At 64.3% G+C, this 12,325-nt stretch carries 9 protein-coding genes; 5 read left to right on the top strand and 4 right to left on the bottom strand.

Going from position 1 to position 12,325, the window contains the following annotated elements:
* Positions 1–23 precede the first annotated feature (23 nt).
* The 5 genes from sctD (at position 24) to C7R54_RS14340 (ending at position 4,655) form a co-directional block, all read left to right on the top strand.
* A complete protein-coding gene (sctD, locus tag C7R54_RS14360) occupies positions 24–1,307 on the top strand; it encodes a type III secretion system inner membrane ring subunit SctD (RefSeq protein WP_129151136.1) in 1,284 nt (427 codons plus the stop codon).
* Between the two features lie 41 nt (positions 1,308–1,348).
* Positions 1,349–1,615 (top strand): hypothetical protein, encoded by a 267-nt coding sequence (locus C7R54_RS14355; protein ID WP_129151135.1) that lies wholly within the window; start codon positions 1,349–1,351, stop codon positions 1,613–1,615.
* A gap of 162 nt (positions 1,616–1,777) precedes the next feature.
* Positions 1,778–2,683, top strand: coding sequence for a response regulator transcription factor (locus C7R54_RS14350; protein WP_129151134.1), 906 nt, complete (start codon positions 1,778–1,780; stop codon positions 2,681–2,683).
* A 107-nt stretch (positions 2,684–2,790) separates the two neighbouring features.
* Positions 2,791–3,834 carry a helix-turn-helix transcriptional regulator gene (locus tag C7R54_RS14345; protein ID WP_129151133.1) on the top strand — a complete coding sequence of 348 codons (1,044 nt, stop codon included), beginning with the start codon at positions 2,791–2,793 and terminating at the stop codon, positions 3,832–3,834.
* A gap of 182 nt (positions 3,835–4,016) precedes the next feature.
* Positions 4,017–4,655, top strand: a complete 639-nt coding sequence (locus C7R54_RS14340; protein WP_129151132.1) for a response regulator — start codon at positions 4,017–4,019, stop codon at positions 4,653–4,655.
* A gap of 38 nt (positions 4,656–4,693) precedes the next feature.
* Here C7R54_RS14340 and C7R54_RS14335 read toward each other — a convergent pair whose 3' ends face one another.
* The 4 genes from C7R54_RS14335 to C7R54_RS14320 all read right to left on the bottom strand — a co-directional run bounded on the left by C7R54_RS14335 (position 4,694) and on the right by C7R54_RS14320 (position 12,262).
* The gene (locus C7R54_RS14335; RefSeq protein ID WP_129151131.1) at positions 4,694–7,045 is read right to left on the bottom strand and encodes a hypothetical protein; all 2,352 of its coding nucleotides are present in this window, start codon (positions 7,043–7,045) and stop codon (positions 4,694–4,696) included.
* 536 nt (positions 7,046–7,581) lie between these two features.
* Entirely contained in the window at positions 7,582–8,085 is a 504-nt protein-coding gene (locus C7R54_RS14330) for a type III secretion system chaperone (protein ID WP_129151130.1), read from the bottom strand.
* A gap of 117 nt (positions 8,086–8,202) precedes the next feature.
* Positions 8,203–10,377 (bottom strand): AfsR/SARP family transcriptional regulator, encoded by a 2,175-nt coding sequence (locus C7R54_RS14325; protein ID WP_129151129.1) that lies wholly within the window; start codon positions 10,375–10,377, stop codon positions 8,203–8,205.
* Positions 10,378–10,636: 259 nt separating this feature from the next.
* Complete coding sequence (locus tag C7R54_RS14320) at positions 10,637–12,262, bottom strand: hypothetical protein (protein WP_129151128.1); 1,626 nt, start codon at positions 12,260–12,262, stop codon at positions 10,637–10,639.
* Positions 12,263–12,325 lie beyond the last annotated feature (63 nt).

The following is a 12,325-nucleotide window of genomic DNA, read 5'->3' as shown; positions in this document are numbered from 1 at the left end:
CCCAGCATTTGCCATTTCCCCGCATGATCAGCGCCGACCAACTTGAATTGAGGATCCTGACGGGCCTGCACCGGGGCGCCCGGGCACCCGTTATGGATGCGGCCTGGATCGGCAGCGACGCCGATTGCGACATCGTCCTGTCCGATCCCGGCCTGCCCACCAGGGCCGGGCGCATCCGTATCGCGGCTCGGTCCTGGCGTATTGATACCGAACCGGCGTACGGCTCGGCCGCCTCCCCGCCCACGTCCAGCGTCGCGCTGGGCGCAGCCTTGCGCGTAGGCCCGGTCTGGATCAGCGTCGCGCCTCTTGCCGCCCCGTGGCCCGACCCCGCCGCCCTCGCCGATGGCGTCTTGCCCGCTCCTGCCGGTGCGCGCAATGGGGCCGGCGCTGCCGCCCGGCGCCAGAAGCCCTACAAGCGAGCCGCCGCATGGGCCATGATGGCGGGCGCCGCGGTGGTGCTGGCGGCCGGCACCCGGATGTTCTGGACCAACGGCACCGCCAACGCCACGCCGGCATCCCCTTACAAGATGGAGCTCGACCGCGCGGCCCGCCAGGCCGCCGCGGCGCTCGACGCGCTGGCCCTGGCGTCGGACGCCCAGGTCCACCAGGACGATGACGATCCCGTCACCGTCACCGGTTGGGTACGCAACGACGTCGAGTACGAACAGCTGGCCGAGGCCCTCGCGCGCATCCAGCCCCGGCCGGCCATCAAGGTCGAGATCGCCACCGTCCAGATCCGCGCCGCGCAGGGCGTGCTGAAGGACTTCCTGCTCCGTTCCCATGTCCAGTATCTCGGCTCCGGCCGGCTCACCATACAGGGCATCGCGGCGAGCGCGGAGCGCCGCACGGCCGCCATCCAGACCTTGGAAGCGAAACTGGCGGGCGTCACCGTCGAAACGCACGACATCGTCCTGCTCTCGGACGTTACGGCCAGCCTGAAGCGCGGCATGAACGCCATCTTGCTGCCCAACCTGTCCGTAAGATGGGCGAACGATGGCCTGGAAATCGATACAGAACGCCTGGACACCCATCAGCTGCTGGCCCTGTCGCCGTTGGTCGCCCAGTTCAACAAGAACAACTTGAACAGCGTGCACCCCGTTCCGGAACCGCCACCGGCGCCACCGCCCGCGGCGTCCATTCCCTTTCGCATAACCAGCGTGGTCGGCGGCACACACCCATGGCTGCTATTGGAATGCGGAACCAAATTGATGGTCGGCGGCACGTATGCCAACTACCGGCTGGAGTCGATTGCGAAGGACAAGATCGTTTTCAAGGGTCCCGACGCCGTTGTCACCATTCAGCGGTGATGTGCCAGCGGGCATCGCCCACCTTCTTTTATGGACTGTTTATGGCTTCTTACGTGAATGGCGCAACGGACGACCTCAGTGCGCTCGCCAGCACCAGCGGCGGCGTGGATCCCCTCTCCCGTGTATTGAACGCCGCTCAGAGCAAGGTCATTCCCCCGGGCGGGCTGGCGAAGGACCTGAACACCGTGGACCTGATCAATATCCAGCGCAACGTCAATCGGTTCCAGTTGTTCGTTACCACCGTGAGCAGCTTGATGAAGGCTTTCTTCGATGTGCTGAAAGGGGTCGCGCGTAACCTTACCGCTTGATATCTCCTTTCCGCCACATCAATAACTCGTATAAGGGCCGCGTGCAGCCTTGCAGCACGTAACGTTACGTCGGAATACTCCGCAAGAAATCACGGCTATACTCCGGTGACATTTGATAGCTGTCTCTAGACCTGCCTATCGCAATGTTACTGGAGGTGCTTAATGCGCCCAGTCGATGACCGCGAAAATTCTGCCCATATCCTGTTGGTGGACGATAGTCCGGCGGATCTCAAGCTCCTGGTACAGGAGCTTGATAAGAAGGCATACCGACTTACTGTCGCGATGAATGGCCGCCAGGCCTATGCGCGCGCCCAAGCCCTGCCGCGCCCAGACCTGATTCTTCTCGATGTCTGCATGCCGCAACTGGACGGTTATGCGACCTGCACGCTGCTGAAGGAAAATCCGCAGACAGCCCATATCCCCATTATTTTCGTTACAGCGTCCAGCCATCTGGACGAACGCCTCAGGGGATTCCAATCCGGCGCCGCGGACTATGTGCTCAAGCCCTACAACCCGGTCGAGGTGCTGGCCCGCATTCGCGTTCACTTGAGCAAGCCTTCAAGCGCGGCAGCGGACGCCGCTTTTGCGCACGCAGGACGCACCGAGGCGGCCAACGCGCCCGCGTGTGCCCGGGAAAATCCCGGCTTGATGCCGGACATGGATATCCAGCTTCCGGCGCCCATGTCGAATGCCACCGACCAAGCGATCGTCGCCACGACGCGCCGCTATTTGCAGGAAAACCTGGCCAATCCGCCTTCCCTGAAATCGCTGGCGCGCCAGATAGGCGTCCACGAGCGCAGGCTGACTCAGGCATTCCGGATTTTGTTGGGGAAATCGGTCAAGGATTATCTGCGTGATGAACGCATGCATTCCGCGCAGAAGCTGCTGCACCTCAAGCAATTGAGCATTTCCGAGATTGCCGAAACGCTGGGTTTCTCCAGCCCGGCCAACTTTGCCGCGGCCTTCCGGCGCCACGCGGGATGCAGTCCCGTAATTTTTCGGCAACAACTCCAGGGCGAGCTACGGCCCCTGGATGAACAAAATAGATGCCCCCCCATGTCCCAATAGGGCGTGAATAAATAAAAACGTCAAAAATTTGTATAAACGTACAAAAATCAAAACGTTTTTTGCCTAATTCAAAAGTGTCTTTCGCGTTCCTTACTTAGGATAGCGACGTGATCTCATTTGTGCCGTCACTTTGCTGCGCGACTGACCGAATTAACGGAGACAACGCGGACCGGAGGCAGACACTTCCGGATTTATGGCCAGACGAGAAAGCCAAGGACCGCCCGTTGCATCGCAACGGCATGGATTTCGACGCCCCCCCATTCCAGGAGAGCCATATGACTGCCGCCGCATATCCTCTGACCGAGCCGACGCCCGGGCAAACCGCAGTCATGTTCGGCAATACCGTCGTAGGCAAGAAAGTGCTGCCCCGCCATAGAAAGCCCGCCCATGTGCTGATCATCACCGACAACGAAACACCGCTTGGCGGGGCGGTAGCGCTGCTGCGCAACCAGTTGTTCAAGGTGTCCTTTGCCTCGGGCTGGCACGGCTTCTACCAGGCGCAGGCATGGCACCCGGATATGGTCCTGCTCGATGGCGACATGCAGCAGATGGACGCCTTCATGATGGCGCGACTGCTGTCCCAGTCTCAGGACACTCATGCGATTCCCGTCATTTTCCTGGTCAAGCCGGGTGTCGGCGGCGCCACCACCGAGGCCTTTGCCGTGGGCGCCGTGGACTGCGTCCTCAAGCCGATCTATCCCGAAGAACTGCTCGCGCGCATTTCCGTGCACCTGCGGCCCGCCGCCAACGCGCCAGAGGCAGCCAGCGCGTCGCCACTACCCGACAATGCCTCGCAGGAAGACATCCTGCTGCGCAACGCGCTGGATGCCATCCAGGCCGATGTCGGTAGTATCCATACGGTTCGGCAACTGGCGCACAGCGTGGGAACGCACGAGAGAAAACTCTCATCGATCTTCAAGTCCCGAACTGGAAAATCCGCGCACAAATTCATTTTCGATAAGAAAATGGCCGCTGCCCGCCGCCTTCTCGCCCGTACGGGCATGCCGGTACACGCCATTGCGCGGCACGTGGGATTCCCCAGCGTATGCAATTTCACGGTAGCATTCCGACGCCACGCCGGTATCACGCCCACGACATACCGCAATCAAGCGAAAGAGGAAATGCGGGCGGGGACGTATACCGAGGCCTGATTCACCTCGCGCGTAAAAAGCGGGTTGTTTCCTGCGGGGAACGATTCGGGCGGACAGAAGGTCAAACTGCCCCTCGCCCGATTATCGATCCGACACCGCGCGTAGGTGAATATCCACAGTTCCTGCCGGGCGGTGTGGTCCGGGCCCGCGGACTGGCTTGATTCAAGGACGGAGTTTCCAACATGATCCGCGTCGTACTGGCCGATGATCACCCCATCGTATTGCTAGGGATAAAAAATGCACTCGCGACGGCGCCGGGCATCACCGTCGTCGGTTCCGCCGACAGTCCGGATGGCCTGTTCGCTTGCCTGGCGCAGACCCCCTGTGACGTAGTTGTCACCGATTTCTCCATGCCGGGCGGTACGCAGCCCGATGGCCTGGCCATGCTGCAACAACTGCGGGCGCAATATCCGCATGTCCATGTCGTGGTGCTGACGAAGATTGCAACGCCGACCATGATCAGCCCGGCCCTGCAGGCAGGTGCGCTCGCCCTCGTCGAAAAAAGCGCCGCGATCAAGGAAATCAGCACCGCCATCCAGCGCGCGGCATCCGGCTTGTCCTATTTCACGGAAAGCATACGCAACGAGTTTGCGTCATTGGGCGTGGCCCAATCGCAATTGACCGCGCGCGCGGCCTTGTCGCCCCGGGAAATGGAAGTCGTGCGTCTTTTCGCCAGCGGACATACCAATAATCAAATCGCGCAGATCCTGGGCCTGAGCGCCAAGACGACCAGCCGCCAGAAGCAGGACGCCATGCGTAAGCTCGCCGCGCGCAATGACGCCGAATTGATCACGTACGCGAAAGATCTGGGCTTGCTTTGACGCAATGGCGCCGTTGGCCAAGGCCCGTTGTCTCCGTGCTACTTATTTATTGCGCTATCGGGAAGGGGCGATGCCGGCACGAAGCGGTATCGATAGTCCGCGAGGCGCACGGGTTGTATAAGAAGGTCGTCTCCAGGCCGCACCCGCCAGGCATAGCGCACAGACTTGGCGCTGCGCACCGGATCGAGTTCGACGATGCCGGCGTGCAGGCCCGTCTTCGAATCCAGCAGGACCGCGGCATTCACGTGGGTCCATTCAATGTGCATGCCTATATCGAACGTGTCATCGAGATTCTGCTCGACCACCGCATGGGTATGCGCACGTCCACCGACGAGCACCGGATCGCCCGACGCCAGGCGCAAGGGCGTACCGGCGCCCGACCGCGTTTCCGCCAGGGAAATCGATGCATCGGCGAATTGCGACAGTAGCCGGGTTATCTGCCTGAACCCTCGCGCATCGACCACGCGCGCCAGGCACGCCAAGGCCTGCTCCACGTCGTTCACGCGGGCATGTTTACTCTCCTCCGGACCAGGTTCGTCCGCGGCCGCCAATATGCCCTGAATATGCGCTTCGAAAGACACCGCGACGCCAGCAGGCGTGCATCCGCGCACGGATAAGGAACATGAGCCACGCTTATAGTCCACCGCGTAGGCTTCGTCCACGACGGACCCATCCACGGCATAGCGTCCCGGCGCCCGCGCCAGTACATCGTTGGCGTGCTCATCGACAGACACGCCCTGGAACGAAAGCTCCTGTCCATAGATTTCCCGCACGGCTATCGATTGCCCTGTTTCCGGGTTCTCGACATGGCGCCCCATGGCATCGGCCACAAAGACCTTGTCCCGGGCCGCGTCGGACGTTGGGGTCGGCCCGGACATATCCAGCCCGAAATCGCCTTGGAGGGCCCAACGGATTCCAGGATCCGACAGGACGTCGCTGGCCTCATCCTCTCCTGGCCGGGTCGCGCTCGCATCGTCACCGGCGAGCGACGACGATGGCGCGGATGACACAAAAGCCGCGAGCTTGGTCCCGAATGCCACTCGGCGCACAAGCGTAAAAAACGCGCCGCCCATGGCGTCGGGAACATCTGATTGATCGACGAGACGTGCGGCGATGGCGCGCAGCGTCTCGTCCCGCGAGAGGCAAGCGCCTGCCCTGCCCTCCGCCAAGCTCGAAGCCAAATTGGCCTGCACGTCGCCCAGCGCGACGCAAAGACGGCCCAGCACCCGCGCCCGTGCCGGTGCGACACACAGGTCCGGTATCGCCAGCGTTGCCATTTTTCCGATGAAGGCAGCGGTCATGTCCGCGCCGTCCAGGCTGCCGCCGCAGGCGACGTACAAGGAGACGCAAGCCTGCACGATGTCGGTGGCGTCGCGCAATCGCGCACTGACATCGAACAGGTCATGCATGTCTGGCGCGATGTCGCCAGGCAATGGGGGAAGCGCCGCGGCCGGCGACGGCGTTTCGGCGAGACGCGCCAGGCAAGGCGCGAGCCTGGCTTGCGCGAACGCGGTCACTCTGCGGTCGCGCTCTGACGCCAGGGCTTGTTCATCGACGTGCAGGCCGTACGTGCGCAGCGCATGCTTGTCGCACGCGGACACGATGCAGGCAAGTTCGTCATCGGACATGGCGGCCAGCGCCGCCGCAGGATAGTCCGCCAGCCGCAACTTGATGGCGGCGGCCCGCACCGTGGCGGCGACGTCCACCTGGAGATCGGCAAGGCCTCCATCCTGCGTCTTGCTGCCTGCCTGCGTTGGGCCGGGCGCGCCCTGGTCGACCCGGACCAAGGCCGCCACGCGACTCAGTGCCAGCGACAGTTTTCGGACGCGGACCCTCTCCGGGGCGTCCGGCAACTCCGTCGCCGTCCGCAGCCTTGCCATGGCTACACCCATCGCGGTACGGCGTCTACGGTACTCGTCTTCCCACCCTTTGCAATAACTCCGCCACGCGGGCTCCGCAATGGCGACGGGCCGCGGCATCCGGTGAAGATGGACCGTTTGCCGGGCCTCGTCCACCACCGCCAGGGGCAAGCTGCGTTGGTACAGCAGCCATACGTCCTGAGGCAGCCTGGCTAGCGCCAGGTAGACCGCCAAGCGTTCGCCAAGGCGCTCGGATCGTTCCTCGGACAACGTCATGAACGCACCGCACAAGGTGTGCTCAAGGTCTTCCCGGTCGTGTTCCGGTCGCAGGCAGGCGGACCACCGTCCCAGCGCGCTCTCGATCCGCTCCTTCAACACGCGCTCCGCCTGCAGGATCCATGCGGGTCCTTGAAGAGCTCGCCGCAGGCTCAGGAGCAGGGTCTCCGCCGGCAAATCCCGGCACCGATGCAAGCGCATAAGCAAGGCGTCACGGAATTCAATGTCGGCGGGCGTCGGCTTGGACGACAGCAAGCGCTTTTGCAGCGCCGGAAACAACGCCGGCGATAGCTCTTCGTCCACGCAACGCGTGATCTCCTGTTCGAGGAGACTCAACACGGCAGGATGACTGTTCGCCGGCAATGCCGATGCCAGCGCCGCCAGCGGCTTGACGCTATGGAAGAGGCGTTCGATGGCAAGCGCTGTCCGCGGCAAGGCATCTCCGCGCCATTGCCCTGCAGGCGTGGACAATAGATGCGCCATCGTGTCGAACGCGCGGTTTATCTTTTCCCGATGATGCGCGCGCCTGGCGTCGATGCTGAAGGCGCGCGGCCTGCCCCCTCGACACCAGCAACGTATCCACGTGGCACCAGTCGCCCCTGACTTGGTCGATGCCGTCACGGAGGCGCGTCTTGACCCTGCCTTCGCCGACGCGCCAGCCACGCGATCCGTTGTTGTCATCGTGTCGTTGTCACAGCGCCCGACGGATTCGCCGCAGGCCAGTCCCGCAACCGTCACTCGCCCTCCCGCCTAAGCGATGGTACGAACGGCGTCCAACCCCGGCGGCGGGATCAGACGCGCAACCCGGCACGGGCATGATCGTCGTAAGCCTGCGATACGGCCTGGACGGCCTGCTGGGGCTTGTTATTCGACAATTTCGGCGCCTTGGCGTCCCCGCGGTCGACTGTACCCAGGTATTCGCGCCAGACCACTGCGACGTTGACCATCTTCTGCACGATATTGCGCAACAAGCTGACATTGGCATCCAGCAATTCGAGACGCCAGGAGAGGAGTACCTCGCCCGTGTGCTTGTCGACGCCCAGGGTGGCGCCGTCCGTCTCGTGGCCGAAAAGATTCGCCTCCAGCAGGTCACCATAGACCGACAGGCGCTTGTCATCTTCCGTGGGAATGCGGCCCAGCACCACATAGCAGTGCAGCAAGTCCTGGGGATCGTCATGCTCCAGCGTCAACGTGACGCCATTCTCGAAGACCAGGTCCACCGTGCCCGACTCGCCCAGGCTCAGGTTGATGCAGCTTTCCTTCCCAAACAATTCGATCAGGCTGTATGCGTCCATAGATTTAATCCGCGATGCGTTGGATGATGTCCAGGACGCAGCCACCCGCCGCAGTCCTTTCAGAAAGACGTGAGTAACTGGATAGGGTTTCGGGGTTCCCGATCCCGCGCAGGCCCGCTAGTCGAGATTCAAGCTGGGTACGGCGCGCGAGCGAAGTCCAGCGCCGCCCTCGGCCGGATCGCAGGTCCCCGAGGCCGACAGGTCCGCCTCGCTGCCGTCGAGGGGGAAATCACGGACCATCTGCTCCGCCCGCAAGGGAATGCCGCAAGCGCCCTCGACGATATGCCGCCGGATCTTGGGTGCAAGGCGCTTGCCGCGCGCACGGGCGTTGACCAGTTCGACCATGGCCGCCGAGGTCAAGGGCTCGACATGCACAGCGGTCGCGGTAGGCAGGTCCATTGAAGGCGCACGCGCCACCGCGATGAGCATGACGGGCGCGCCCTCCACCAGCCGTGCCAGGCGCGCCGTCAGCTCCCGCGTCGCGCGATCCGCCCATTGCAGATTGTCGATCACCAGCAGCATCGGCTGCCCCGCCCGCTCCCGCTGCAGCAGCAAGGCGGTCACGGCATGCAGCACGCCTTCGCTGGGTGCGGCGTCGGCGCCCTGGCCGCGCTGGCGCGGCGAGGCCGGACGCAGGACCTGTTCATGGATGCTGGCGCTGGTATGCCGGTCCAGCCCGGCGCGATACCCCAGGGACTCGACCAGGCGCGCCACCTCCTTGTCCGCCTCGGACAAGGCCAGCGTGGCCGTGCCGGCGGCATCCAGCACATGGCGCACGAGATAGTCGTACACGGGATGCAGGCCGCGCTGACTGTTCTCCTGCCGGCACTCCAGCATGCGGACCACGCCGCCGGCGCGCCGCGCATATTCGCTGAAGACCGTCATGAGCAAGGTCTTGCCGACGCCCCGTTCGCCATGCAGCAGCAAGGTGCGGCCACGGCCCGACGCGGTGATCTCCGACCAGCGCCGCACGAGTATGTCGAACTCCGCCGCGCGGCCGAACATGCGATGCACGGGTGGCGCCTCGGAAGTGCAATCCAGCACGCCCACCCGCAACCCATAGCGTTCTTCGGTGGTGATGACGTAGCGATCGTGCAATTGCGCGCCGGCGGTGTCGCTGACCAGCGTTTCGTCCACGCCCGCCAGATAGGCCAGGCGGATGGCGCGCTGCCCGATCAGCATGATCGCGCCATCCGCGCTGTCGCCGTCCAGCGTGGCCAGGTCCGCATGTATGCCCATGCCGAGAATGGCGTTGCGGGGCGGGGCGTAGCGGCGCAGGTCGCAGGCCAGGCGGGCCGCGGCATCCGCGGGCGATTCGCAGGTATCGGGATAGCCGAACGTGATCGAGATGCTGCCGTCGGCGCCGGCGCAGACCAGGCCGCCGCGCCCGCTGACCAATTGCAGGAGATGCTCGCGCGCATTCTGCAGGCGATCCACCGCGCCTGCGTTGCGCCGGTCGCCGTCATCGTCCTGCGACACCGCCAGGGCCAGGATGGCGACCGGCCCCGAGGCCCATCGCCCCTCCGTGTCGGGCGCTACCGCCGGCACGTCGCGCACCGCCGCGCCGGTTTGCAGCAATGCACGGGTTTCGGCCGACGGCTCGGTTTCATAATATTCGCCCATGACAGCCGCGCAATGCTCGTACGCGCGCAGGGCCGCTTCGCGACTGCCGGCGTCGCGCAGCAGGCGGATCAGGTTGCGGTGCGCCAGTTCATCGCCGGGATGCAGCGACACCCATTTGCGGGCGCCGGCGAGGGCTTCGTCGATGGCGCCGCGGCGCGTCAAGGACAGGATGTATTGCTGGCGGCAGCGCGAGATCTCCTGGGCGAGCCGGGACTGCCAGCTGATGCGCCACGCATTCAGGCCCGTACCGGCGACCGGAGGAAGATGCTCGAGCAGTTCGCCACGGTCGAAGACCAGCCTGTCCTTCAGGGGAAGGTCGCCATACTCGCCCATTCCCAACAGCACCATGGCGTCGACCTCGACGAGCCGGAAGTCGAGCGCCACCGCGCCGGACGTCGTCACCAGGGCCTGGCCGGCCGACGCCAGCAGGCGCCGCAATACGCACAGGGCCTGGCGCAGGTTCGCGCGACTGTCCCCATTGCCATGCGGCCAGAGCAATTCCGACAGCGCGGCGCGCGACCATGAGCGTTCGTGCGCCAGCGCCAGCACGGACAGCAGATGCTTGGGCTTGGAATAGCCTATCTCGCCGGTGCGATCCACGCCTTCGACGCGGACGCTGAAGCCCCCGAGCAATTGAATGACGATAGGTTTGGTTTGGAGTGAGGACATGGCTTCGGCTGCGCAACGACATCGCGGTGGATGCCATTGCGGTCGAAGTCAGACTTGCCGCGCGGGGACCCCTGCCCGGACAGCGCGGCCCAGGCGGGTGAGCGGTAGTCCGGACCAGTCCATTGCAAGGACGCACAGCAGGCAACGACGGCGAAACAGCATCCCGGATCGAGCAGCCGTAGCGAAACGGTTGCGCAAAACGTAAATAGAGACGTCCGCAGTCTAGTTGCCGGGCACAACGTCAAAAATAAGAAAAATCTTATTCTTGGGTCGTGATGCCGTGGCCGCGCCCCTGGTCCCGCAATACGGACGGCGTGTCCTGCAGCGTCAGCCGTTGCCGCAGCGCCGCCATGGTCTGTTGCCAACGCGCCAGGTCCAGCGCGCTGGGATCCGCCTCGTTGGAGGGATCCTGCTTGAGCGTGGCCAGCAGGTCTTCCACCTGGGTCGCGCTATCCGGCGTGATCGTATCCTCCACCACCTTGCCGCCGATGAACTTCTGCGTGTGCGTGGACTGGCTGGCCGAACGCTGCGACGTCGCGTTCACCAGCTTGCCGTCGCTGTAGCCGAGGTCGAGCTGGGTGCTCGCGCTGTCGTTGATCTGGGTGTAGTAATAGTTCTGCGTATTCGGGTCCAGCGTCATGTTCAGCGGAATGTCCGCGCTGATCTGCTGGTGGTAGCTGGCCGTCAAGTGCGAATATTGCGACTGGCTGATGGAGCGGTCACGCATGCGTGCGCCGGTGATTTCCGTCCTCTGGTTCGCTTCGTACGAGAACGTGTCCTGCTCCTCGGGGTGCAAGGGATTGGGCGACGTTGCGGTCTGCTTCACCGAGGCGGTGAAATCGGCCAGCCCGGACGTCAGGCTGTGGTCCGTATCGCTCAGGGCAATGCGGCGTTGGTCCAGCGTGTCGGGCTGGGCCACGCTGCCGTAGTTGCTGTTCATTTGCGCGAAAGCGTCCTTGAACAGGGACACCAGGCCGGTGTCGCCGCGGCCGCGGCTGCCGGCGCTGTCGATCTGGGCAAGGTAGTTCGCCACGGCCGCGGCGCGCTGGCTGTCGCTGCCGAAGATCCTGGCATCGGACAAATCGACATTGACCTTCACCGTTCCCACGGGCCCGTCGAATTCGACGCTGCGGCCCTTGCTGTCGGCGTGGAAGCTCAAGGTCTGGACGCCACCGGTCGCCTGCACGCTGGCCTGCAGGTCGACCGAGGACAGCACCGAACTGTCGAATTGCGTCAGGCCGCCCAGGGCCAGCTTCGGGGGAACGCCGGACAGGCCGTCCACGGCCTTCTGGAAGCTGTCCGCCAGCGCGCCCAGCGCCTTGCGCTCGGCGTCGCTCAGGGTCGCGCCATCGGCGACCTGGATGCTGGCGGCATAACCGTTCTGCTGGCTGCCCAGCGTCACCGTCACCTGCACGCCGCGCGCGGTCTTGATGGACAGGGTGATCTGGTTGTCCGCCTTCGTGTGCAATGCCGTCTGTCCGATGGCCGTGGCCGCCGCGGCCACGGCGCTGGACTGGCCGGCGGTATTCGTCTGCAGCACGGACTGCGAATAAGCGCCGCCGCCATCGGCCAGGCTGTTCAACAGGGCGGCGCCGAGGCCGTCGAAACGGCCGGAGAGGGACGAATTGATGCTGTTGGCCACCATCAGCTTGCTGACGGCGTCGGTCGTATCGCTCTCCCACACCGTGCTGACGGTCGAGGTCACGCCGCGCGACGTATAAAGCGGGTCCGTGTCGCTGCCCTGGCCCAGCGCGACCGAGGTCGATGCGGGCGCGGTGCTTTGTTGCGTTGCCGCACGCGATGCCAGGGAGGTATCTGCGTTCAGGCGCACAATCGCATCGAGCGTGGAGGAATCCAGCGGGGACAGCGACGACAGTGTGGTCATTGGCGAAAAACAGCTCGGTTCCGCGGAAGCACGGTACTCCCGCCCTGCCGGTCGTTACGGCAG

Origin of the sequence: Achromobacter aloeverae (assembly GCF_004121055.1) — a bacterium.
GTDB classification, from domain to species: Bacteria; Pseudomonadota; Gammaproteobacteria; order Burkholderiales; family Burkholderiaceae_B; genus Bordetella_C; species Bordetella_C aloeverae.
The sequence above is the reverse complement of the archived record's forward strand: the minus strand, read 5'-3'. Positions and strand labels throughout refer to the sequence as shown.